Origin of the sequence: Pelosinus fermentans JBW45 (assembly GCF_000271665.2) — a bacterium.
In the GTDB taxonomy this organism is placed as follows: domain Bacteria; phylum Bacillota; class Negativicutes; order DSM-13327; family DSM-13327; genus Pelosinus; species Pelosinus baikalensis.
In genome coordinates, this window is sequence record NZ_CP010978.1 from 422,162 (window position 1) to 447,280 (window position 25,119).

Consider the following 25,119-nt stretch of genomic DNA (forward strand, 5'->3'; position numbering starts at 1 on the left):
CGTAAATTTATGGTCAGCTTTTATTTGATATGAGTGATAGAAACACAATTATCGATTTTAAATGGGACAAGGAACCTATCCCTACATCCCAATCAATAAAAAACCAAGCAATCAAATCATATCCTGGTTTGATTGCTTGGTTTTATGTTAGGTTATTTCTCTTTTTGCATAATTGACTTACGATGAATTTTTTGTAAGTTTTGGTTAATTCAGGGCGAAACATGCAGGACTCTAGTCCTGCACTAGAGAATTGGTAATATATTCATGGGAAAATTAAAGAAATTGTTATTGATTTTATAAAAATCTTGGTAGGTTATAAACTTTCATTGTTATTATGTAAGGAGAATGGGATGAGTAGTAGAACAAAAGAAATCACAAAGTACTTCCGAAGTGCTGTGGCCGCTCAGTCAAATATGGGTATTGATTTTAAGAAAGATGATTACCAGATTATTATCCCGCAAGAAGTTCTGCGGGGACAAATAAATCTAGCGACTTGTGAAGCCATTTTTGCCGATTCTAATAAAGACGCTGACGACGGTGAAAATGAAACGAGTAAAAAAACTGACCTTCATGTCATTATTTGTGCCAAGGCAATAAAAACCCAATATAGTGCAAACGCAAAGATACAAGATGAAATCGAAGAATTAACAGGAGTGTTTTATATCCCTGCCATTCTTAGTAGAACAGGCAAGTTGGCCTTTAATGACGGAGATAAGAAACTTCCCTGGTTTCCCAGAGAATATCTGCAGCCTATGGTCGATCCTAAGCTGGCTATTGGTTATGAGGATACGGTAGATACGTTTGTGAGCGACCACGTAGACCAAGTGGAAAGAATAGCCTCGTGGTCTGATTATGCTGCTTTTTTCCAAGAATATTATGAAGCCGTAAGCGAATCGAAGTTTGAGCAAACGACCATTCGCAACATGGATAAGCAGGAGGCTCAATTCGAGTTAGAAGATCATATGTATGTTTTCCGGGATAATACCGTAATGTCCACTTACCATATACTCAATTTATACAACCATCTACAGAATAACGATCAAACGGTAGCGCTGTATGAGAATTTTGTGTCCATGAATCAAGAAACAACCGTACCGCTTGTCAAAAATGATGTAAACACAATGCAAGTACATAGTGGACAAATGGGAGGTGGATACCCTTTGTCGCCGTCGCAGCGGGAAGTGATGAACCATTTCAATGCGATGAAGGATGGAGAAATTCTGGCTGTAAACGGGCCGCCAGGAACGGGAAAAACGACTCTGCTTCAGTCAATCGTTGCTGATATGTATGTTAAACGGGCTATAAACCAAGAAAAAGCACCGCTGATCGTGGCTTCTTCAACGAATAATCAGGCAGTCACCAATATTATTGATTCTTTCGGGAAGATAGAGACAGCAGGGATCGCTAATTTAGAAGAAAGATGGATCGAGGGAGTCAACAGTTTCGCTGCTTATTTCCCGTCAGGGTCAAAAGAGAAAGAAGCGCTGGAAAAAGGATATCAGTATACAAATCAAAAAGGGGAGTTTTTTGTTTCCAATGTGGATACAGAAGAAAACTTGGAAAAGTCCAAGAGTAAATTAATTCAAAGCTGCAATGCGTACTTTGAAACCGACTATCAAGACGTTATAGCTTGTCAGAACAAGCTGCATGAAGAACTGCTATATGTGGAAAAGAGTAAGAATACCTTGCTGTCACTCGTTCAGGAGCTTAACGGATATGATTTGAACGGGCAATCCCTAGAAGCTCACATTGATACATTAGACGGGCAAATTGCAGACAAAGAGGCGATGATTTCTAGGCTTCGCCAGCGGGTCCATGAATGGGAAGTTTGTTACCAGAGGATTCCTTTGTTCTATAGACTGCTGAGATTCATCGGTAGTTTTTCCCGCAGAATACAAACAGAGTTTCGTTTGTTTATTAATGAGGAAGAACAAGGTTTTATTAATGAATACATGAGTCTAACTGAAATTAAAGATAAATACAGCCATCGCTATACGGAACAGAATGCTGCGCTTTCCCAACTCAAAAAGAAAAGAGATGCACTGCAAGAAATCAAAAAGCGATACGACGACTTGGTGGATGAATGGAAGCAGCACCATATTATTCTGCATAAAGAAGATGATGAGAAGTATAAACTGGACTTAGATTTTATCAACGATTTGCTTGATAAAAAGATTAGGTATGTAGAATTCTGGCTGGCCGTTCATTATTTCGAATGTCGGTGGGCAAATGGCGAAGACACAGTATCAGAGAAGCAGAAAGGCAGGAATTTCAAAAATGTGCTGGATATGTTCTATAACCGTCTGAGCATGTTGACACCCTGCCTGGTTATGACCTTTTTCATGCTGCCCAAACAGTTTTTAGCCTTTGGAGATCAGAAAAAGTTTTTCCTTTACAATTATATTGACCTGCTCATTGTTGATGAAGCAGGACAAGTTTCGCCGGAAATTGCTGCCGGAGCATTTTCGCTCGCAAAAAAGGCGATTGTCGTTGGGGATATGTATCAGATTGAACCGGTCTGGAGTGTAAATCGGGCACTGGATAAAGCACTGGCACTGTCAAACGGCGTAATAGAGTCGTTGGATGATTTTGCGCAGATGGAGCAAAATGGATTAAACAGTTCGCGCTCCAGTGTAATGAAAGTGGCAGCTAAATCTTGCAAGTATGAGAAGTTTGGCAGTAAAGGCTTGTTTTTAAGCGAACATCGCCGTTGTTATGATGAAATCATAGAGTATTGCAATGTATTAATTTATGGTGGAAATCTTCAACCACTGCGAGGACCGGGAAAACAGGACAAGAAACTTGCAATAAAGCAATGGCCGCATATGGGATGCAAGCAAATTCAATCAGAGCACTCAACGAAAAAAGGCAGCAGCCGGCTGAACCGGCTGGAAGCGGAGCAAATCGCGGCATGGGTGAAAAGCAACTTTACCTTTATTGAGGCGGCCTATCAGGGAAAAGAAGAAAAAAAGGAAAATCTGATCGGCATTATCACTCCTTTTAAAGCCCAGGTAAGTTGCATAAAAGCAGAATTGAAAAAGCAAATACCCCAATATGCTTCTTTGATTAGCGTAGGAACGATACATACCTTCCAGGGAGCGGACCGGAGAATTGTCATTTTATCAACGGTATACGGAAATCAGGATGGATGCTTTTTTATTGATGCCAATGAAAGTCTCATGAATGTGGCGGTTTCCCGCGCCAAAGATCACTTTTTTGTATTTGGGGATATTAACTGCTTAAAAGATGACAGGGACAGCGCAAGCGGTTTGCTTAAAAGGCGTGTTGGTGCAGGGGGAATATGAGTAGCTTTGTTTTTACCTATTTTTGTTGGTAGACCAACGGTGACTAAATGAAAACTTGGGAGAGTAGAAAAAAGAGAGAAGTAATATTGTGTGGGAAGTGGAGAATTGGCGGAATTATTTTAAAAGAGAAATGCGAAGCGTGTAAGTGTCCTTTAGTATACTTTGATAAATACGATTGTAATTTCTGTCCCAATTGTAATGAATGGTCAGGTCATAGTTATAGAGATGTAAGTTGTCCATTCTGTGGTAAACGTCCTGAAATTCCATTTCATGAATTTTTATAAGTAAGGGAAACACTTAAAAATTACAAGTAACCTGTTTGTTTAGACAGAATTTAGTGGGACGAGGAACCTCTCTCCGTGTCCCTTACCTTTAATAATAGGAATAAGAAATTCGGAAGGGGTGGAAACGTCTGAAACCACTGAAAAAGTCTATATTTCAAAAATTATACTAAAAGTAAAAGATTGCAATGGCGCTAAAATGCGCTGTAAGAATTTTTTTTCGTATGCTTATACATTCAGTACCCCTGAATTTTGTTTGTAATTTTAAATGTAATACTTTTAGTGGTTTCGAACCGTCATTTTGCTTCATAAATATTCGACGATAGGAGAGCTTCAAAGAAATGAGAAAGGCGTATGATACTATTCTTCAATCTGAGGTAGCTGCGGTTTTAGCTGCCAAAAGTGGCGGGTGTGAGCCGTATCGTTACGAATGTGCCAATTGTGGAGAAGAGGTGTATGTTGCCGCTCGCTACAGCACCAACATGGTCCCTCATTTCAGGCATCTTAGCGGAAATAATGATGTCGCATGTGAGAACTATCTTGGGCAGTATGGCGCGATAAGTATAGATTCTCGTTCAAGAAAAAGCAATCGTGAAAGAGTAGAATTCCATTTTGAAAATAACAACAAAAAGTTTTATTTAGAACTTCGCTTCAGCGCAGATGAAATTCAGTACTACGGGCAGGAAAATGTTGATTTCGAGATTAGAATGAACGCTTCAGGGCCTCCGTTCTATATTTTGCCAATCAATAACATTCATTTTGCGCCCGATGCTCCTACACCGATTTCCTTGTACAACTTCTCATTTTGCTATTATTTATCCAATACTCTTACTGACACAAGACGGAAATACGATTTTTTGAAATCTGGGAATACGCCTAGCTTTTTCAAGTTACAAGGTAACGATAGTGATTTCAAAGCTAAATTAGTACGCGGTACAGTTTTGTTTACTAATGTTCAGTATTTCGTTGTATTCCAGAGCAAATATTCAACTCCACAAGGTATTCGCTTTCCTGATGCAATACAGGTAAACGAGACGTTTCGTTTCGAGACGATGGGATTAAATTTCTTAGGTATGACTTTATCAATACAGAAAAAAACAGCGGATATAGACGAGCTGTTGAAAACTTGGGGTTACATATTAGAGGAATCTGAAATGCTCACACTACTATGGCCCCCTGCGCCAGTGATTGATGATGTTAGTGTTGTAACTTCAAATGAAGCTTTTGTATTTACGAGTTTCGAGTTGCAAGCGCATGGGAACATTAATGTTCATTCGACGGATATTTTGCGAGTCAATCATGGTATTTCTAGAGTATTGGTTAAACAAAAAACAAAAATATTTAAGAAAAATGCTGAGATTGTTATTGATAAGTTCAAATCGCCTATTGACGCTTATAACCTGATTACTCTATTTGAATTTGCAGCAGTTAGTTTCTCTATTCCTAATTATGGCACATGGTTTCTTTTCAACCATTCAGGAGTTAGTCCTTTGAAAACTGGACAGGTTGTTTACTTGACACCGGAAAGTGTGATTAAACAGTATGAGCACAACTATCTTACCCAAATTATTTATCCGTGTCGTCAAAAGGAATTGGTTAATGAAAAATTGCTTGACGATATTCTCATGCACTGCAAGCGAACGGAAACACTTGAATTTAATCAGTTTATGTCGCTGGAACTGAGCAATACTACTTCTCAATACATTGATAAATGTAGCGTTTCGGGTTCTATTAATTCGGTCGCAAAACAATTTATCGTGGAGGGGCTGTTATGAAGTATCTTTCTCAACTAACCGAAGATGAAGTGCGCTATATTTGTTTAGTTGTGCCTTATCAGCACACGAAAGATTATTTTTCAAAAAATCCAGAGGAGTTTGCAAAAATTCATCCGGGATTTCGAGGTAATAAGATTTCAGAAGCTACGGCAAGAAAACTGCTTTTCGATTTTAGCAGCAAACGCTTTATTTCATATTTCATTGAGAAACATATTAGTGATTGGCTTTCTCAGATAAAAAAACACTACAATAACAGAATTGAAACTGGTGAAAGCAAAGATGTTGCTTTCTTAAACACATTACCGTTCTGTTTTTTCACTGAGAACGTTGGTCTGTACTTTAAACTTATCAATGAAGAATATTCTGAAGAATACATTGCGCTAATGGGTGCAGCTATAAAATCTATTAAAGAAGCGACTGACGAACAAGACAGATTAAGCAAAGAATTGAAAGCCAGAGATTCGGATATTAGGAATCTCCATACTGAATTTGATTCTATAAACTTAGATTTGGATAGAACCAAAGCTAAGTTAAATAAGCGGTTGTCGGAGATTGACGCTTTCAAAATCAAACTTATTGACATTGAAGAACTCAGGATTGCCGCTTCGAGGGATAAACAAAAAATTGATTCTCTCGAAAATCAAATTATAGCTTATGAGGAAGCAATTAAGGGGCTAAAAATAGAGTTGGACGAAAGCAAAGTCAGCAGTAGCCAACTCGAAGAACAAATACGGGAAGAGTTGGAAAGACAACAAACTGTCAAGTGGAATGAACAGCAATCAATAAAGGCATCAAAATGCCCTAGCGATATTGATGAGTTCAAAGACTATCTGGGTTACAATCTTAAAGATATCGGTGTGCCTAATGACGCATATTGTACTCTATTGAAAGAGCATTTAAGTAAAATCCTCTTTCAGGGTATTCCCATACTTGTTAATCGCTCAACAGGCAACAATATTATGAAATGTGTTGCAAACACGCTAATCGGACAACCAACGATTAAAACACTTATTTTTAACAAGGATATCTCGACTGAAGAAGTCAGCCATTTCTTATCATTGGGCGCACGTATTGTGTGTTTGGATAACTTTCTCGGGAATTTTAACGAAACAGAATTGCTGCCTTTGTTTGAAAAATACAGAGATAAAATCATCTTCTTGACCGTTGCTTATGATAGAACAATCAATTACATATCAAAGGAGTTTTTGCGGTACTGCCATTATCTCAATGTCAACCGAATCAAGGCGTTAACCGCCAACGCACATTTAACTGAAGACCCGTCAACAATAGTGGAAGTCGATTTTGATCCTCAGTGGGCGGGTGTAGAAAACCGGTATTCTAATTTATTAAGAGAAGTGTTGCGAGAATTAGGCTTCCCTCAAAGTCTGATTGAGAAAAAGTGCACCACAGTATTTAACGAACAAGATTTATGCCAATTACTGGTATTTGATGTTTTACCATACTGTGCGGACGTATTGCAAATTGCCCCATATAATACATCCGAGCGATTACTCAAATATGCCGGAGATGATGGAAGATGCCCATGCAAAAAACTGCTTAAGGAGTGGTTCGCGCTATGAATGATTTCTTAATTGCTATGTCAACTGACATGGACATTAGCCGTTATCAGAGCGAATCTGATGACTCATTCATCTTCAGACTTTGCTATTCGGCGTTAGGACAGTGGTGCCTTCGAACAGCTCAAAATTTGTCAGGAGGAATTGCGGGAACAACCAAACACAATCAGACAATCGTGTTGAACGAATTGCTACAGCGCTATTCAGAACTGTTTCCTCGCGTTGCTAACAGATTCATCGATGCCAATAATCAGCAGGCGAGCCTGCCTGTTCATATACGGCGGGTATACGAAGAAACGGGTTATCTTTTAACTGACGATAACAATCGGAATCAATTAGCCAATTTCGAGCGAAGCATTACAATTGGAAATACTTCTTTGTTTTTTGGCGTTCTCAATATGGCTTTTACCATGAATGGGTTTGGCGTATTTTCAACTCCCACATTATATAAGTTTACAGCACAAGAGTTTTTAATCAGAGATACCTTAACATGCGAAGAATACTTTCAATCACGATTTGATGTTATAGATTTCTATGAAAGAGACATAAACATTGACGAACTAGAATTTTTCAATCCGCTATCGAACAATGTCCCTTCATTATCTTGGTCGAAGAAAATTGAGACAGATTGCTCAGTAGCCCGAAAAAGTGAGATGGGCCCGTTTTATAGAGTGATGCGCGAATCTGATGCCACACTGTTGTTTGCTGAAGAACCCATCGAACCACAAAATGATAGCTTAATATCGCATGAATACAGGAGGTTATATTATGCGCTCAAAGCGCACTATGGTAATCCCCTGACTGCAAGAGTTGTAAAGAAGGATATTAAATACTCTGAAATAAAAATTCACGGACATTTACCAAACCGAGAATACTATTATTTGCTGCTTTTGTCGTGGCCAGTAAATCACGCTTTTGACAAAGTTAACTTTTTAGTCAAAAATTGCTTTGTTGCAGAAATAATAGCTACTTTAAAGAATATTGGAATTGACGTTAAAGGAGGAAATGCAAATGCGTAACTTAAACGGAGTTCAACAATACTATCAGGCAATCCGTGATAGATTGAAAAACTACATAAAATCGGATTACTTAGCCAATAGTGAAACCCTACTCCTTTATGTCGATGACCTTCTGGGAGAGCTTTGCTCTGAGCATACCAATATCGCCCGCGAGCCGTATATCGAAACTTCGGCGTCGTATAAAAAAGTACATAATGGAATTAAAAACTCACAGCATATCGAACAGGGCGTAAAAGAATCGTTGTTGAAGCTTGTTAAGGAGAACCTCGGCATATTTTCCGATCCATTTGAACACCAAGTTAAAGCGCTGGAGTATTTTTCGTCTGGGAGAGATTTATTTGTTTCCACTGGTACGGGTTCTGGTAAAACAGAATGCTTTCTCTGGCCGATTATAGCCAAGTGTTTTGATGAGGCCAAAAACCGTCCTGCTGGATTCAAAAACGAGGCAGTGCGTACCCTAATCATTTATCCAATGAACGCCCTCGTGTCTGACCAACTCGCCAGATTCAGGAAGATTATTGGAAACGATAAGTTCCGAGAAATTTTCACGACAGATACACACGCTACGCGTATTCCGCATTTCGGAATGTATACTGGAAGAACACCTTATTCTGGTGATGCAAAACCAGCAAGCAGCCGTGAATTGGCGAATACATTCCGCGAAAATTATTTAATAGATGAAACCGCTGATTCAGAAACCAAACGGCGACAAACCAACAATGTAAACGGGCTCAAGAGTATCAACAAATACCCGGCCAGATTCGGCGAAAACGGACTCCAAGTTTTTATTGAAAATTTGGAAAAGAACATCCACAAGCCAACTCCGTATGATGCTGAACTCATAACTCGATTCGAGATGCAGGAATGTCCGCCGGATATTCTGATTACAAACTACTCCATGCTGGAGTATATGCTTATGCGCCAACGCGAAGCAAACATATGGGATAAAACAAAGCAATGGCTTGATGAATCCAACGACAATAAACTTCTCATTGTTTTAGATGAAGCGCATATGTACCGCGGCTCAGCTGGTGGAGAAATTGCGCTGTTATTGGAGCGACTGTTCTATCGTGTGGGTATTACAATCGATAGAGTTCAGTTTATTCTTACAACCGCAAGTATGCCATTAAATGAGCAAAAAGCGATAGATGCTTTTTACTCTGGTCTCACGGGGAAAGAACCGACTTCTTGTGAGTTCTTATTCGGTGCAAAGGAGGCTGTCCCAGATGAATTGGAGGTGAACACGGATATTGATGCATTGGCATCGATTGGTTCTGACCAAGTGCAAGGTGAGGGGATCGCTGTTCGAATCAAAGATTTTGCTAAAGCTGTTTTTCATTGCAGCTTGCCGAACGACATTAGTCAGAGTGAAGCTCAAGAATGGCTCTACGATAATCTTCCGAAATATCAAGCGTTTGTTTTGCTGAATAAACTATGCCGTGATGGCGCAAAATCATATAGCGAGATTAAGGAAACACTATTTGGAGACAGTGTGAATGCTGAAAAAGCCCTTGATGCTTTATTGGCATTGGTTTCTCTTGCCGCAAAGAACGGAAACATCCTATTCCCAGTGCGCCTTCATATGTTTTTGCGTGGGTTGCAAGGTCTTTACGCGTGCTCTAATCCGAAATGCACCTGCGGGAAGTATTCCGAAAGCGAAAAGCTTCCATTGGGTAAGGTCATCTCTATCCCAAAATATAAATGTGAGTGCGGCGGCAGGATTTATGAACTTGTTAATCATATAAAATGTGGGGCATTATATCTAAAAGTTTATCTTCAAAAAAACGATGGACAACCATATTGGTATGTCTTCCCTGAACGTGGCTTGAACGGTGACGCTAATTCGCTCAAAGAAATGCTTCTCTATGTTGTTCCCAATAACTATCAAAAGGGGAAGAATGACAAGATGGGTGCGCTTGACCCCTTAACAGGCAAACTGTATACGTCACCTCAAAACGATGAAAGTTTGTTAACCGTTATATACAATGATAAATTCGATGGTAAGAAACAATCATATACTTTTAGTGTTTGCCCAAAGTGTAAGAAACCTATGCCGCTTAAAAAACCGGTTGACTTAGCCACCAAGGGCAACATCCCATTCTATAACCTTACAAAGGCGCAGTTTGAATTGCAACCCGCCAAGTCGGAACTGATTAATCAAGGAAAAAAGGTCTTACTATTCTCGGATTCTCGTCAGAACGCTGCAAAACTTGCATTGGATTTGTCAAAATCATCTGATGCAGATGCGTTTCGACAGGCAGTTATGCTTGCGTCGCTTCTTTTGCAGGTTGACGGTAAAGAACATTCTTTATTCGATTTATATTCGGCATTTTTGGATGTTTGCATACAAAACAACCTTGCTTTTTTCAGTGGAAGAAGCAAAGTGAAGTTTGAAAACGACAAGCGTTTGTTTAAGTATAAAAAAGGTACAACTGAACGACGCGGAAGAACCATTGACTATACGGAAATAGCTGCGGAGTATCAACCTCTGCCGGATGACTACTACGAGCAGTTGCTAACTTTCTTTACAGAAAGCCCTCGTTCATTTAAAGATATCGGTATTGGTTTTTTAGCTCCTGTATCTTCTGCTCTTGACGATTGCGTATATGATTTAGAGGATGACGGATTAATCGTTGATAAAGATATTATTTATCAATTGCTTGTGCTATTATTCTGGGATGTTATGGATGAAAGCGCTGCACTTGGGGAAACGATTCAAGATGATATTCGAAAAGGTTTACCTGGACGAAGCAAGAGCCAGGCGTTTGGGTTGAACTTCAATTTTTCAAACGAATTGGACAAAGGTTTTATCCAGCGAATCCAAGAACTACTAAAGCTTGATAGTATTTCTATTGCAAAAATCGTAGATAGAGTGCGCGACTTGTTTTTTGCTTCCTCATCAAATAACCGTTATTATATCAAATTATCCTCAGTGAAAATCGAGTTTGCAGATAAAGATTTCACATGGTATCGCTGTGTTAAATGCGGGAAATTATCTCCATATAAAATAGGGGATTATTGCGGTGTTTGCTTTGATTCAACGGAGTTGGTGCTTATTGATGAATCGGATTTGTCGCGCTTTGAATTTTGGCGGATACCAGTTCTCAATGCTTTGAACAAACTCGAAACTATCCATACGATTGACACAGAGGAACATACCGCACAATTATCCCATAAAGAAACCAGAAGCGATACTTGGAGCCGCACAGAAAAATATGAAATGCGTTTCCAAGATATTAATGCAGGCGAGAACGGCGAGGAATCTATCGATGTATTGAGTTGTACAACAACTATGGAGGTCGGTATTGATATTGGTTCACTAACCGCCGTCGGACTTCGTAACATACCTCCCATGAGAGAAAACTATCAACAACGTGCAGGGCGTGCGGGGCGTAAAAATGCCGGCATCTCTACTATCGTTACATATGCTTCCGGAGGAACGCACGATAGCCACTACTTCTTGCATCCCGATGAAATGATTTCCGGCTCTCCGCGTAAACCTTGGATAAACCGTTACAATCGCAAAATTAGGCAGCGTCACATAAATATGCTGGCGCTGAACGGCTTCATGTCGACTCCAGATATGAAAACGCAATTCGACGGTATTGCTGACATTGGAATAATATCGTTCTGTGAAAAGTTCGGTGAAAACTTTATTGCGTATGCAAAATCCATAGATGTATCAACTGATGTTACTATTTTTCAATTTCGAGAAATATGCCAAAGCGTTTTAGTTGAAGGTAAGCGCAATGAGTTTATTAACAATGACAAAGAGACCTCGGCTTTTGATGTATTTTATCGTGAAGGCTTTATACCGTCATATTCGTTCCCAAAGAATGTTGTAAGGTTTTTCGTAGAGAAAGAATCTGAACGGGGCAAGAATGCTCCTCGTGATATCAATTATGCTCCCGAGAGAGACATCGCCATAGCGCTCAGTGAGTATGCGCCAGGAAGGTTCGTTACGATTGATAAAAAAATATATAAAAGCGGTGGCATTTATGCTAATCCTCGACCAAGAGGTTTTGAGAAAAACCAAGCCGAATACTATTTTGAGAACAAAGATTATCATAATGACATTCACATCTGTTCTGAATGCAACTGGTTTGGTATTGATCAAGAAGAATTTCCTAATATGCAGTGCCCATATTGCAGTGCCCCAATTGAAAACAAAAAAATGTTACGCCCATGGGGATTTTCTTCTGTTAGAGGGGATGAAGTTAAATTTGAGGATGAGGATGAACAGTATACCTATGCGGAAGCACCCTACTATTCTTATGTTCCGGCAGACACAGAAATGGTTCAATTTGGTCATAGTAATATCCGTTATGCTAATCTATCTGATAAAAAAGTTTTAACCGTTAACATGGGTAAAAGTAAGAACGGGTTTAATGTCTGCAAAAAGTGTGGAGGGGCCGAGGTTGCAGATGATAAGAACACTGGAAGATTCTCATTTTCACAACCCTATCACGATAACTATTTATGCCGTCATGAAGGTACGGTATCTACCAATATATGCTTAGGATATGAATTTTTGACGGATATGTTCATGCTAGATATCTCTTATGATTTTGCAAAACTTGTTGGGAACAAAAATGCAGAAGAAAAGAGTATTCTTCGGGCGGCGGTGACGACGCTACATGAAGCACTTAAAAAAGCTGTTTCGCTTGTACTAGATATAGATTACAATGAGATAAGCGGAGGATGGCGCCCGAGGATTACGATCGACGGTGATTCTCACATAGAAATGTTTTTCTATGATAATCTCACCAGCGGTGCGGGTTATTCATCGTTAATTGGCTCAATTCTTGATAAGGTGCTTGAACGCGCCAGAATAATTCTATCAGAGTGTGAGTGTTCACGAACCTGCAAAAACTGCCTTGATAATTTTTGGAACCAGAGGAATCATCAGTTGTTTGACAGGCATTTAGGTTTGCAGCTTCTCAACTATGTTCAGTTTGGACAGTTACCCGATGAATACGACAAAGGCGAGCAACAAGCGTTGCTTGCTCCATTGCAAAAACTCATTTCAGAAGATAGTGAGACTCTCCAGCCTACTTCTAAAATTGGATTTGAAGTTATGCCTGCTATTCTAAAGAAACCAGAAAACACAAGTACGAGGATTTTCCTAAATCCCTATGATTTGTCGTGTTGGTTGCCCAACGCATTTATGACATATAGAAACTTAATAAGCAAGAGGTAAAAATATGGCTAAATCACTTTCGCCGCTTCGCTATCCGGGCGGCAAATCAAAAATCTACGAAAAGGTTAAAACTCTTATTGAAAGCAATGCGATGGGGAATAGAACTTACGTTGAACCTTTCGCAGGTGGATTCGGTATAGGGATTGCTTTGTTGTACGACAACATTGTGCAATCCGTCGTATTGAATGATTTCGATTCTCATATTTATCACTTTTGGCATTCAGTGCTTTACAGTACAGATGACTTACTTAGAAAGATCACAGATACGCCCATTACTATTGATGAGCGAGAAAGACAAAAGGCAGTGTATAAAGACTGTGATGCGGATGCTTTGAGCGATGGCTTCGCAACATTATTTTTAAATCGCGTGAACTTTTCTGGCGTTATTAAAGGCGGACCAATTGGCGGAGTAACGCAGAGCGGCGCATATAAACTGGATTGCCGATTCAACAAAGAAGAGATAAAAAAGAAAATTGCGAATATAGCTTTGCTGAAAAATCGCATTTCGCTGTATAATTGCGATGCAAGTGATTTGATTATTAACCGTTTACAATTTCTGAAAAATACTGCGTTTTTCAATATTGACCCCCCATACGTTATTAAAGGGAGTCAACTTTATACAAATTACTTCAAAGAGTCTGACCATAGAAATCTTGAACAGGTAATAACTGAACACTTAAGGGATATTCCTTGGATTATTACTTATGATGATTGCGAACTAATACGAGATATCTATAGGCAATACTTTATGACTGGGTACGATATTCAGCATAACGCCAGATTCAGTGTTCGGGGGAAGGAATTGGTTATTACGAAGATCTCGGAAGATTCTTTTGTTTGGTAAAGTTGTCCGAGTTGCATGGATGTACAGGGGGTGGGGACGAATGATTGGGGGAAGCTTGGTGTCAGTTCGTGTGCAAAGCAGAGGTGCATCATTAATTTGATAATAAAATGCTTTAAATGATCATCTATTTTCAAAAGAAATCTACCTTTTCATGTCGAATATTCTTAGTATCAATTGATGCGAGACGATAATTTGATGGGCTTAAATTCATTGAGATTGAAAAGCCAAAGGTACCAACCGATACCACTTAAAAGAAGGTATCTGCACCTTCAAGGGATTACGTGTAAAATGGCGATCTGCTACTCGGAAGAGAAAAGAAAAAAGTATTAATCAATGGATAGAGAAAAAACTTTCATAAGCGTCAAGCGACTTCGTTCTTAAATTAGTTGAAACTGCGCACTAAAATTACTAATAGAAGAGGTTACTTTGTTGATTGAATTACTGAAATAAACAAAGTATGAAAAGAATTGCTTTGACGCTTACGTAACGGCTAATCTTTTTATTTAATGATTATACTTGTCAAGCAAGAAGGAAAGTAACTAACCTACGGGATTAAATTACAATATAGGTATATTCATTAAGCCTAATTAAAAATTTCTGTTAGAATTTATTCACCTTTATATTAAGGCGATAATGATATTCTAAATAATTAAAATGTAGTTGTTTAAGTGGCATATTCGATTAATAGTAAATGATGATTAATCGAATAAAATCATGCAAGAACATAGGAAATCAATTGTAATGCTTCTTAATTATAACCATATAATTATATAGTTTTACTATTGTTATGGATTTTACCATTATCAATTCGTTGAATAGCATTCTGTTCTGATAATTTAGTAGGAAAATTAACCCAATAGAGAGAAATTAGTATTATAATTTATGTTTAGTATCGTGTACTGGAGGAGAAAAAATTGGGGGAAATTCCATTTGAGGTTAATGAGCAAATAATACAATGCATCGGTAGGTGCTTTCACCTTAAAGACATGGTAGCTTCATTTATGATCTCAGCAGGTGTTCACAAACAATTAGTAGATAAGTATAGGCATGAATACAAATTTGTTTGGGCACGTCGTGTTTTAGAGGAATTGAGTGAAAGTGAAGATGGTAGAGTAATTCAAAGAAAAATATTGACCAATCTTTGTAAACTAAGAAATCTTCCTGACTCTAATGTAGCTGATAGAAATGCTGGACTGGATGCTCTTCGTAATCTTAAAGATTTGGCGTCTTCAAATCAATTATATGTTGAAGAGCAAAAAAAACAGGCAGATGTAAGGCGTGATCTTGCAGAAAATAGAGTCAAAATTCTTGAAGAGCGGGCTAATAGATTAGAATTTTTGAAAAGTGATTTTGGACGACATGTTACAAGTGATGATAGGCAGGCAGCAGGATACGCTCTTGAGGATATAATTAAAGAGTTATTTTTCGTATATGATCTTGATTATCGCAAATCGTATAAAACTGAAACGCAACAAATTGATGGTCATTTTCGCTTTGAGGGCTTTGATTATATAGTGGAAGCAAAATGGAAAAAAGATATGCCAAATGAACAAGAAATTGCTGGCTTTAAACAGAAGATTGATACTAAACTTGATAGTACAAGAGGAGTGTTTATATCAATTCCGGGATTCCGAGATAGTGTTATTCGCCAGTTTAGTGGTCGAGGTGCAAATATTATCTTTTGGTCAGGGCAAGATTTGTATGTGGTGCTTGATGGGAGAATGCATTTGCATGATGCGCTTAGAATTAAAATTGAAAAAGCTGCTCAAGAAGGTATAGTAGATTATCATTTGCCAATGGCTTAAAACCATTTTGGGAGAAAGAAATCTTGTTTAATGGGAAAATAGGTAAGGGATACTTTATAAAATTATATTTTTCATACCATTTTATCCTTTGTTTTTGCGGGTAAAATATTGGATGTATTTAAAGTTAAAGATGTAATTGTAAAAGAAAATAATAAGGATAGTTCATAATCTTATAGTAAGTAATTAAGAATAAGCCAGGAATATCGTTTTTACGATTTTCCTGGCTTATTTCGCTTATTAAGTTCTTTAGCACGCTTATATAATTTAAGTTCGACTATATCAAGTATGGCTTGTTTATCTTCATCCGTAAGGGGAGAGCCCTCAAACGTTAGTCCATTCTGTGCAAGAATTTTTTGTAAGTCATTAAGATTTTCTACTTTAGGAGTTAAATGGTTATAAAAGAAATCTATAGAGACTTCGAAGTACTCAGCCATTTTTTTTATGAGCTCAGGACTGGGAGTCCTAACATCGGTTTCGTACTTTGATAATGATGGATATTCTATTTTTAATATATCAGCTAATTCATAACGTGTTAATCCCTTTGATTCTCTAAGTTCAATGATTCTGCTACCAAAGGCGATTTTGTTAACAGCCATAATATCACCACCAATATAAATGGGCTGTCTGGCTACGAGTTTATTGAAATTCGTAACGGGATAGCCCTTGTATTTGTTTCATTATTATTTACTTGTTATATTCAACACCGTGCTTTTCAAAGAGGAACTTTTTAAAGTCTTCTAAGGACTTACGAGCTTCTTCAGGAAGATTCTGAGCTGGATCCTTAGTGTCATAGGCATTGGTTGTTTCAATATTTCTTTTATTTGGCGATAGTCCAAGTAAATAGTCTGTTGTAACATTAAATCGTTTAGAAAGCTCTATGATAATCGTTGCATGTGGTAATCTACCGCTTTCCCACTGGGAAATAGTTGATTTGCCCATACTAAACCAATTGCCGACATTTTCTTGCAATAAGCCATATTCTTCTCTTAAATCACGTAATCTTTTTCCAAAGATAACATTAGTATTAGCAGTACTCAACTTATTCACCACGCTAAAGTTATAATATCATTTGAGGATAGATAAGAGAAATATTTATTGGTTAGTGTAGCTAATTATTTTTTACTACGTTCCTTAAACTGAATATAAGATTCAATTTCCTTACGGTCTGTATCTGTAAGGTTATTAAGTCTGCCCAATAAATCTAGATTTTCTTGTGATAGTCCTGTTGTTTGTAGTGCAGGGTTAATAAAGGAACCTATTCTATCAAGTAGATAATCAATGCTAACTCGAAAATAGTCAGCGATAACAACTACAGTCTCTAATGACGGCTGTTTCTTGCCGGATTCATAATAAGCAATTGTACTTTGAGAAACGTTTAATAGTTTACCTAAATCTTCTTGGGTCATATTATTATTTGTTCTTAGTTTTTGGAGGTTTTGTCCAAACTGCTTCATTACAATCACCTTCCTAAAGACTATTATAATATGACTAAAAGTAATATTATAAAAATTATAACCAATTGTCATAAAAATATTGACATATGACTAAAAGTGATAATATAATAAGGTCATAAAATGACTATTAGTTATAAATGTAGGTGGATTGAATTGAAAAATAAACGGCTTATTCAAAGAAGAGAAGACTTGAAGCTTACACAAAGGCAAGTATCGGAGGTAATTCATATCTCACAATCAATGCTTTCTCGAGCGGAATCAGGTGATAGGGCTCTTGATGATGCTAATAAGATCAAGCTTGCCAAGCTTTATAAGGTAACAGTTGAGTGGCTTTTTTTTGAAGAATTTTATGACTAAAAGTTATAAAATGTAATCACTTAAGGAGGTGATAATTTGTTCTCTACCAATCAATCATGTCAAGAAAAGAAAGTAACAATCAGAAGCCCTTCTAGTTAAGTAGCAAAGAAGTGACTTCAAAAAAATCTCATTACCTAGATTATACCAGTAATATTTGTAAAATTCTGCATTTTATTCTCGAAAAAGAGGTTCGTATTTCAGTTCCGTTACATACCATCTAAAACTTTATAGCAAAAGGAGACAAAACCATGAAAGTCATAACCCTGGATTCACCCCTCAAAATCGGTATCAAAAACATCCCCATGCCAGAACGCAAGAATGATAGTGAAGTCCTCATTAAAGTCCGTGCCCTCGGCATTTGCGGATCAGACATTGGTGCCTATCGAGGCGTCAATCCCACGGTAAGCTACCCCCGAATCATCGGTCATGAGATCGGCGGGGAAGTGGTGTCCATTTCAGATAACAGCAAGGGAATTATCGTAGGAGACCGAGTCGTGTTAGAACCCTATCTGCCTTGCTATCAGTGCTATCCTTGCAGCATAGGCAGAACCAATTGCTGCGAACAGTTAAAAGTCTTAGGCGTGCAGACGGACGGAGGCATGGCGGAGTATGTGACCCATCCACTCAACTTAGTACATCTAGTACCTCGTGAAATGGAATGGCAGGAGGTTGCCATGATTGAGCCGTTGACCATCGCTCTTCATGCCAATCATCGCTCCAGAGTCAAAGAAGGGGAGCATGTTCTCATCATCGGGGCGGGAGCCATTGGGCTATTAGCTGCCCAAGTTGCCATGGTATACGGAGCGGTTCCCATTCTGGTAGATGTGGAAGAAAAACGGTTAGAACTGGCAAAAGAGATTGGAATACCCCATACTCTGCATCCCGCACAGGGAAAGGTGATCCAGGAACTCTCCGCCATTACCAAGGGACGCATGGCAGAAGTAGTCATTGAAGCCTCGGGAGCTAAAGGAGCCATTCATGGCATGTTTGACTATGTATCTGCCGCAGGACGCATTGCCTTAGTCGGCTGGCCCAATGGAGAAACGCCGCTCCCTACTGCCGTGATTACCAAGAAAGAACTGGATATCGTCGGTTCCCGCACCAGTGCCAATGAATTCCCTGAAGCCATTGCCTTACTGCAAAACAAGCAGGTACAGGTACGTGAGATCATCACTCGCGTAGTGATCTTTGATGAGATTCCCGATGCCGTCATGAACATGGCTGGCTTCCCTGACAAGTTTGTGAAAGTGATAGCGGTGCTGTAAATAAAAAACAAAAACAGGAGGTTGTAATCATGAAAAAGTTTACCTTTGCCCCTGAGAAAGATATCGATGTCATTGCGGTAGGACGTATAGCCATTGATTTAAACCCCAATGAAATTCATCGTACCTTAGACAAGGTCAATACCTTTACCAAATACGTAGGCGGTTCCCCTGCCAATATTGCTGTGGGGTTAGCCCGTCTTGGCAAGAAGGTCGGCTTTATCGGTAAAGTATCTGATGATGCCTTTGGCAAGTACGTTACCGATTACTTTATGGAAAAAGGAATTGATGTATCCCATGTTACCCCATCCTCAGGCGGAGAAGTCTTAGGTCTGACCTTTACGGAAATCTCCAGTCCTACAGAAAGTCAGATTCTCATGTACCGGGAGGGCGTTGCCGATCTTGCCTTAGCCCCTGCAGATATTTCCGAGGATTATATTAAGCGCGCCAAATTCCTCTTAATCTCTGGAACTGCTTTGGCAGCGAGTCCTTCCAGGGAAGCCTGCTTTTTAGCCATGACCTATGCCAAGAAGCATGATACCAAGATCATCTTTGATATTGACTACCGAAACTATACTTGGAAATCGAAATCTGAGATCGCCGTATACTACTCCTTAGCAGGACAACGAAGTGATATCCTCATGGGTTCCCGGGAAGAATTTGAACTCATGGAAATGCTGGATAAGGGCAATGACATACCTGACTACTGCCTGGCAGACAACTATCTCTTCCATGGGAATCAGATTGTCATTATCAAACATGGGAAGAAAGGTTCCCTTGCCTATAGCAGTGATCGAAAGGCCTATAAAGTAGGTTCCTTTTCCGTAAAGCTCTTAAAATCCTTTGGTGGTGGAGATGCCTATGCTTCTGCCTTTCTCTATGGCATCTTAGAAGGCTGGCAAATGCCCACTTCTCTGGAATTCGCTACAGCCTCAGCAGCACGAGTGGTATCCAGTCATAGCTGCTCCGATGCTATGTCTACCGCCGAAGAAATTATAAGCTTTATTGCCGATAGTAATGAGAAAGGGACGGTCATCGAGGAAATTCCCTGGAACCAGTCCATCGAAGGAGGGAGATCATGCCGTTAGTCATCTTAGCCTTAGGCATTGTCCTCCTGTTTATCCTCATTATCGGTGTGAAGCTCAACAGCTTTCTCTCCTTGATTCTCGTTTCTCTGGGAGTCGGCTTAGCAGAAGGACTGCCCCTCTTAAAAGTAGTAGATTCCATTGAAAGCGGTGTGGGAGGAACCTTAGGGCATTTAGCCTTAGTCATTAGCCTTGGTTCCATGCTGGGAAAACTCATGGTAGACAGCGGGGGAGCCCAGCGTATTGCCATGCACCTCATTGATCGGTTCGGTAGGAAATATGTGAAATGGGCAGTATGCCTGACAGGCTTCATAGTAGGCATTGCCTTATTCTATGAAGTAGGCTTTGTCCTTCTCATACCCTTGGTCTTTACCATTGCCCTATCGGCAGAAGTGCCTTTACTGGAAGTGGGCATACCCATGGCAGCCGCCTTATCCGTAACCCATTGCTTTTTGCCGCCCCATCCAGGGCCTACGGCTATTGCGGTCATCTTTAACGCTGATCTTGGACTTACCCTGATTTATGGCTTTTTGATTGCCATACCCACGATTATTGTAGCAGGACCCTTCTTCTATGAAACCATGAAGGATCTGAATCCTGCTGTACCACAAGGACTGCATAGCCATCAGTCTTTTAAGGAAGAGGACATGCCTAGTTTTGGGTCCAGTCTGTTTACCACCTTGATCCCCGTATTCTTAATGGCAGCAGCCTCTCTTACTAAGTTAACTCTTCCCAAGGAATCGTATATTACCCAGTTCTTTGCCTTTGTGGGCAATGCGGATATGGCCTTACTCATTGCTGTTCTCGTTGCCTTTTATACCTTTGGTATCAGACGGGGAAAGACCATGGCAGACATGATGGAGTCCGTGCAGCAGTCCGCCATGACCATTGCCATGATCCTCTTAGTCGTGGGGGGCGGTGGTGCCTTTAAACAGGTGCTCATTGACAGCGGCGTGGGAAAATACATTGCCTCTTTAATGGCAGGTTCCCAGCTTTCCCCCTTAGTACTGGCGTGGATGATTGCCGCCGTTCTGCGTCTTGCCGTGGGATCGGCAACAGTAGCCGCCTTAACAACAGGAGGCATGGTACTGCCTCTCGTTGCAGCAACAGGTGTCAGTCCTGAGCTTATGGTTCTGGCTACCGGGGCAGGCAGTGTCATGGCAGGACCGCCCAATGACCCGGGATTTTGGATGTTTAAGGAATTCTTCAATCTTTCCGTAAAAGAGACCATACGCTCCTGGTGCGTGATGGAGACCGCCATTTCCTTTATGGGGTTGGCTGGCGTACTGCTCATCCATTACGTGATCTCGTAAGGGATTGGTATACAGGTTAGAAGCCGAAAAGAAAGACGATGGAACAGAACGAAAGGATGGATGATCAATGAAATTGCCATTTATGATGGATCTAACGAGTAAAGTAGCCGTTGTCACAGGAGGCGGCGGTGTGCTGGGGAGTGCCTTTGCCAAGGCCATTGCCCAATGCGGGGCAAAAGTAGCCATTGTGGATCTCAATCGTACCAGTGCCGAAGGGGTAGCGGCACAGATTCGCCGAGAAGGAGGCGTGGCCATTGCCGTAGAGGCCAATGTGCTGGTTCGTGACAGCCTGACAACGGCTCTTGTCAAAATTCATAAGGAATTAGGGCCTTGTGATATCTTGTTGAATGGAGCAGGAGGCAATCATCCCGCAGGGACGACAACGAAAGAATATTTGTACCTTGAGGATATGGAGAAGCAGGAGAGCATTCGAACCTTTTTTGATCTGGAACGGGAGGGGGTAGAGTTCGTCTTTAACCTGAATTTCTTAGGAACCCTGCTGCCCACGCAAATTTTTACCCGGGATATGGTGGCACGCAAGCAGGGCATTGTCATCAACATTTCTTCCATGAATGCCTATACTCCCTTAACCAAGATCCCTGCCTACAGCGGGGCCAAAGCCGCAGTCAGCAATTTCACCCAATGGCTGGCAGTCCATATGTCGAAGGTGAACATTCGGGTCAATGCCATTGCCCCGGGATTCTTCTTGACGGAGCAAACCAAGGGACTATTGCAGCGTGAGGATGGTACGTTAACCGAGCGGGCCCAGAAGGTGATTTCTCAAACGCCTATGGGACGATTCGGTGAACCCCAAGAATTGATCGGGACCTTATTGTGGCTGCTCAGTGAACCCGCTTCCGGGTTTGTCAATGGAGCTGTGATTCCTGTGGATGGCGGATTTTCCGCCTATTCGGGTGTGTAGGAATAGACTGTACAATGTAGAGAGAGTATACCCCTCATGATAAAAGGAAGAAGTCCTGCAGGCAATCACTATGCAGAACTTCTTCTTCATTTGTTATTCTCCAGGATCTACTTATTGATAATATTCGATAATCATTTTAACAGGAGCGTACAAAGGATTCCTCCAATGATAGGTAATGATTACTCATGTTTTTAAAACGTGGGTAATTTTTTCATATTTTTACCTACGTGATATTGATATGGAAAGAATTTACCCATATAATGGGATAAAGAGGAGGCGATAAGATGCATGACAATATATTAAATCTTTTACCACCGGATATTGATCTTGAAACAAAAAGGGTTTTAAAGCAACTTGCCAGATCGCATCGAGCATTGGCTGAATTGAAGGGCTATGCTGATACAATACCAAATAAAAATATTCTTATTAATGCTGTAACTATAAATGAAGCGAAAGATAGTTCTGAAATAGAAAATATCATTACAACACATGATGAGTTATTTAAAGCTATGTCACAATCTAATTATAATAATCCTGCTGCCAAGGAGGTTGTAAATTATCGGACGGCTCTTTGGAAGGGTTATGAGCTAGTCAAGGCAAAAAAAGTCCTAACTACGAATATGATTGTTGCAATCCAACAAGACATAGAGGAAAATCGTGCCGGTATAAGAAGATTACCGGGGACGGTTTTGAAAAATCAAACAACTGGCGAAATTGTTTATACACCTCCCAGTGGTGAGCGGGAAATACTTGAACTGATGTCTAACTTGGAAAAGTATCTGAATGATGATTATGATGCGGTTGATCCACTCGTAAAATTGACCGTAATTCATTATCAATTTGAATCGATACATCCTTTCTATGATGGCAATGGGCGAACTGGGAGAATCATTAATGTCTTATATCTAGTTCTCAAGGAACTGCTAGATAGTCCCATTCTGTATCTCAGTAAATATATAATACGAAACAAAACAGCCTACTATCAGCTATTGCAGGAAGTCAGGACCAAGGAAGGTTGGGAGGCATGGGTTCTCTTTATCTTGGATGGCATTGAACAGACAGCAGAGGAAACGCTATTACTTGTCAAAAGAATTAATGCTTTGGTGGACAAGACTGGGGAAGACATTAAGGGAGTCTTGCCACGAGTGTATTCCAAAGAGCTAGTAGAACTGCTGTTTTACGAATTTTACACTAAAACGGTTTACATTGAAAATGGTCTTAGTGTTTCTCGAAAAACAGCTGCAGGTTATTTAGCGGCTCTTGAAGATGCGGGCTTTCTTACATCACAAAAAATCGGCAAAGAACGGATATATCTCAATAAACGCTTATTTGAGGTTGTACAAGAAGCGGGAGCTTGAGGCATAAAGAATCAGCATTCTGCCGATGGAAGAAAGGATGATCGCCAGCCAGCGAATAGGAGCTATGTTTCTCTTTTTGGATATTTGATTGCAAAACAACGTATGTAAAAAAATGATTGCTTTTTTGCAAAAAAATAACTATACTCTATATTATAATAAATAACGTAAGCGTTCACGTAAGTCAACGCACTATTTTGCCATGTGGCAGAGAGTGCGTTTTTTTTGTACCCTCTTGCTAGGTGGTGCATAGTATAAGGGGGTCATATGTCTCAAGTATCATTAAAGCAAAGTCTCGCAAAACTTGGCTTTGCACTTTTTCTCACTTATTTATCCGTCGCGATGGCACTTCCTGTCGTTTCTGTATTCGTAATAGAAGTGCTCAAATTTCCTAACTGGCTAGGGGGGGCCGCTGTCGGTGTCTCCTTCGTTGCAACGATTCTTTCCAGAAAGCACGCGGGAAATTTTGCTGATGCAAAAAGTAGCAAAAAATGCTTTATGCTCGGCTTTTTCTTCTACATGGCTGCTGCACTTGTTTGCATGGCTGCCGCTATAAGTGGAATGAGTGCCTCAGTAGCATTCGCAATTCTTATCGCAGGCCGACTCCTGCTCGGCATTGGAGAAAGCATGGCAACCGTCGGGCTTACAAATTGGCATTTCTCACGCCTCGGCCCAAGCCATTCTGGAAAGATACTCTCGATTTTTGGGATGGCGATGTACGGCGCATTTGCATTAGGCGGTCCTGTGGGACTTACACTCTATAAGTATTTTGGCTTTGCTTCGGTTATGCTAGCGTCATCCATTGTGCCGATTATCGGCGTTATCATGTTTCTCACCTCTCCTGAAGTTGTTCCTCATAAAACTACCGAAGCGAAAAAATCGTTTCTCAATCTTTTGGGAACAATCTGGAAGCAAGGACTTGCCGTTACGCTTCAAGGAGTCGGTTTTGCGGTTCTCGGAGCGTTTATCTTGCTTTATTTTAAAGAGCAAGGATGGCCGTATGCTGGTGTCGGTCTTTCATTATTCGGAATCGGATTTGTGATAAGTCGGATTCTTTTCGGTGCTCTACCCGATAAAATTGGAGGAGTAAAAGTCGCTCTCGTTTCGCTTATGGTTGAAACCGTTGGGCAAAGTTTACTTTGGCTTGCACCTCATTATAGTCTTGCATTGATTGGTGCTCTACTTACGGGTCTCGGCTGTTCAATGATATACCCGGCTATGGGTGTAGAAGTTATAAAGAGGGTTAGCCCAGAACAGCGCGGCACCGCTTTCGGAGGATTCGCAATGTTTCAGGATATTGCCTATGCCTTTTCCGCACCGATTGCGGGCGTTCTTGCCGATAATTTTAGCTATTCTTCAACCTTTCTTTTCGGGTTTATCGCTGCCGTCGTTGGTATTATCATAGTTCGTTCAATGCGCATCAACAATCTGCCAATAAAGAATACCGAGAATTAGTAATCTCGGTATTCCGCAAGGACTCACTACAGAGTGCATCCTATCATATGGGACAGGGACAGGTTCGTTGTCCCGCAAGATAGACGAGGCGATATCATAGTTAGGTCGAT

General features: G+C 40.2%; 17 protein-coding genes. 14 read left to right on the forward strand and 3 right to left on the reverse strand.

The genetic code is table 11. The features are described 5' to 3' along the window. Nucleotides 1-350 precede the first annotated feature (350 nt). The 7 genes from JBW_RS01620 to JBW_RS01650 all read left to right on the forward strand — a co-directional run bounded on the left by JBW_RS01620 (nt 351) and on the right by JBW_RS01650 (nt 15,806). Complete coding sequence (locus JBW_RS01620) at nt 351-3,305, forward strand: DEAD/DEAH box helicase (protein WP_007961377.1); 2,955 nt, start codon at nt 351-353, stop codon at nt 3,303-3,305. Nucleotides 3,306-3,927: 622 nt separating this feature from the next. Then, nucleotides 3,928-5,361, forward strand: coding sequence for a hypothetical protein (locus tag JBW_RS01625; RefSeq protein WP_007961379.1), 1,434 nt, complete (start codon nt 3,928-3,930; stop codon nt 5,359-5,361). After that, nucleotides 5,358-6,941 carry a hypothetical protein gene (locus JBW_RS01630; RefSeq protein WP_007961380.1) on the forward strand — a complete coding sequence of 528 codons (1,584 nt, stop codon included), beginning with the start codon at nt 5,358-5,360 and terminating at the stop codon, nt 6,939-6,941. Before JBW_RS01625 ends, JBW_RS01630 begins: the two co-directional genes overlap by 4 nt. Then, complete coding sequence (locus JBW_RS01635; RefSeq protein WP_007961382.1) at nt 6,938-7,957, forward strand: hypothetical protein; 1,020 nt, start codon at nt 6,938-6,940, stop codon at nt 7,955-7,957. Before JBW_RS01630 ends, JBW_RS01635 begins: the two co-directional genes overlap by 4 nt. Further along, nucleotides 7,950-13,157, forward strand: coding sequence for a DEAD/DEAH box helicase (locus tag JBW_RS01640; RefSeq protein ID WP_007961384.1), 5,208 nt, complete (start codon nt 7,950-7,952; stop codon nt 13,155-13,157). Before JBW_RS01635 ends, JBW_RS01640 begins: the two co-directional genes overlap by 8 nt. 4 nt (nt 13,158-13,161) lie before the next feature. After that, the gene (locus tag JBW_RS01645) at nt 13,162-14,001 is read left to right on the forward strand and encodes a DNA adenine methylase (RefSeq protein WP_007961386.1); all 840 of its coding nucleotides are present in this window, start codon (nt 13,162-13,164) and stop codon (nt 13,999-14,001) included. 914 nt (nt 14,002-14,915) lie between these two features. Further along, nucleotides 14,916-15,806, forward strand: a complete 891-nt coding sequence (locus JBW_RS01650; protein WP_007961388.1) for a restriction endonuclease — start codon at nt 14,916-14,918, stop codon at nt 15,804-15,806. 209 nt (nt 15,807-16,015) lie between these two features. Here the strand turns inward: JBW_RS01650 and JBW_RS01655 are convergent, their stop codons facing one another. From JBW_RS01655 to JBW_RS01665, 3 genes are all read right to left on the reverse strand, one after another. After that, on the reverse strand, nt 16,016-16,402 hold the full coding sequence (locus tag JBW_RS01655) for a helix-turn-helix domain-containing protein (protein WP_007961390.1): 387 nt from the start codon (nt 16,400-16,402) through the stop codon (nt 16,016-16,018). An 88-nt stretch (nt 16,403-16,490) separates the two neighbouring features. Next, the gene (locus tag JBW_RS01660; protein ID WP_052697323.1) at nt 16,491-16,844 is read right to left on the reverse strand and encodes a helix-turn-helix domain-containing protein; all 354 of its coding nucleotides are present in this window, start codon (nt 16,842-16,844) and stop codon (nt 16,491-16,493) included. A gap of 74 nt (nt 16,845-16,918) precedes the next feature. Then, entirely contained in the window at nt 16,919-17,260 is a 342-nt protein-coding gene (locus JBW_RS01665) for a helix-turn-helix domain-containing protein (RefSeq protein ID WP_007961394.1), read from the reverse strand. Nucleotides 17,261-17,413: 153 nt separating this feature from the next. Here JBW_RS01665 and JBW_RS01670 point away from each other — a divergent pair, with 153 nt between their 5' ends. The 7 genes from JBW_RS01670 (at nt 17,414) to JBW_RS01700 (ending at nt 25,009) form a co-directional block, all read left to right on the forward strand. Further along, a complete protein-coding gene (locus tag JBW_RS01670; RefSeq protein ID WP_144408416.1) occupies nt 17,414-17,617 on the forward strand; it encodes a helix-turn-helix domain-containing protein in 204 nt (67 codons plus the stop codon). 248 nt (nt 17,618-17,865) lie between these two features. Next, complete coding sequence (locus tag JBW_RS01675; protein WP_007961398.1) at nt 17,866-18,882, forward strand: alcohol dehydrogenase catalytic domain-containing protein; 1,017 nt, start codon at nt 17,866-17,868, stop codon at nt 18,880-18,882. A 29-nt stretch (nt 18,883-18,911) separates the two neighbouring features. Next, nucleotides 18,912-19,967, forward strand: coding sequence for a 5-dehydro-2-deoxygluconokinase (gene iolC, locus JBW_RS01680; RefSeq protein ID WP_007961400.1), 1,056 nt, complete (start codon nt 18,912-18,914; stop codon nt 19,965-19,967). After that, a complete protein-coding gene (locus JBW_RS01685) occupies nt 19,958-21,277 on the forward strand; it encodes a gluconate:H+ symporter (RefSeq protein WP_007961402.1) in 1,320 nt (439 codons plus the stop codon). The genes iolC and JBW_RS01685 overlap by 10 nt, the downstream gene beginning before the upstream one ends. A 67-nt stretch (nt 21,278-21,344) precedes the next feature. Then, nucleotides 21,345-22,199, forward strand: coding sequence for an SDR family oxidoreductase (locus tag JBW_RS01690; protein ID WP_007961404.1), 855 nt, complete (start codon nt 21,345-21,347; stop codon nt 22,197-22,199). Nucleotides 22,200-22,483: 284 nt separating this feature from the next. After that, entirely contained in the window at nt 22,484-23,557 is a 1,074-nt protein-coding gene (locus tag JBW_RS01695) for a Fic family protein (RefSeq protein ID WP_007961406.1), read from the forward strand. 264 nt (nt 23,558-23,821) lie between these two features. Beyond that, nucleotides 23,822-25,009 carry an arabinose transporter gene (locus tag JBW_RS01700; RefSeq protein WP_007961407.1) on the forward strand — a complete coding sequence of 396 codons (1,188 nt, stop codon included), beginning with the start codon at nt 23,822-23,824 and terminating at the stop codon, nt 25,007-25,009. Nucleotides 25,010-25,119: the final 110 nt, after the last annotated feature.

Coding starts and splice junctions, on each gene's coding strand:
- JBW_RS01620 (WP_007961377.1), top strand. CDS start 351: ATGAGTAGTAGAACAAAAGAAATCACAAAGTACTTCCGAAGTGCTGTG.
- JBW_RS01625 (WP_007961379.1), top strand. CDS start 3,928: ATGAGAAAGGCGTATGATACTATTCTTCAATCTGAGGTAGCTGCGGTT.
- JBW_RS01630 (WP_007961380.1), top strand. CDS start 5,358: ATGAAGTATCTTTCTCAACTAACCGAAGATGAAGTGCGCTATATTTGT.
- JBW_RS01635 (WP_007961382.1), top strand. CDS start 6,938: ATGAATGATTTCTTAATTGCTATGTCAACTGACATGGACATTAGCCGT.
- JBW_RS01640 (WP_007961384.1), top strand. CDS start 7,950: ATGCGTAACTTAAACGGAGTTCAACAATACTATCAGGCAATCCGTGAT.
- JBW_RS01645 (WP_007961386.1), top strand. CDS start 13,162: ATGGCTAAATCACTTTCGCCGCTTCGCTATCCGGGCGGCAAATCAAAA.
- JBW_RS01655 (WP_007961390.1), bottom strand. CDS start 16,402: ATGGCTGTTAACAAAATCGCCTTTGGTAGCAGAATCATTGAACTTAGA.
- JBW_RS01665 (WP_007961394.1), bottom strand. CDS start 17,260: ATGAAGCAGTTTGGACAAAACCTCCAAAAACTAAGAACAAATAATAAT.
- JBW_RS01675 (WP_007961398.1), top strand. CDS start 17,866: ATGAAAGTCATAACCCTGGATTCACCCCTCAAAATCGGTATCAAAAAC.
- iolC (WP_007961400.1), top strand. CDS start 18,912: ATGAAAAAGTTTACCTTTGCCCCTGAGAAAGATATCGATGTCATTGCG.
- JBW_RS01685 (WP_007961402.1), top strand. CDS start 19,958: ATGCCGTTAGTCATCTTAGCCTTAGGCATTGTCCTCCTGTTTATCCTC.
- JBW_RS01690 (WP_007961404.1), top strand. CDS start 21,345: ATGAAATTGCCATTTATGATGGATCTAACGAGTAAAGTAGCCGTTGTC.
- JBW_RS01695 (WP_007961406.1), top strand. CDS start 22,484: ATGCATGACAATATATTAAATCTTTTACCACCGGATATTGATCTTGAA.
- JBW_RS01700 (WP_007961407.1), top strand. CDS start 23,822: ATGTCTCAAGTATCATTAAAGCAAAGTCTCGCAAAACTTGGCTTTGCA.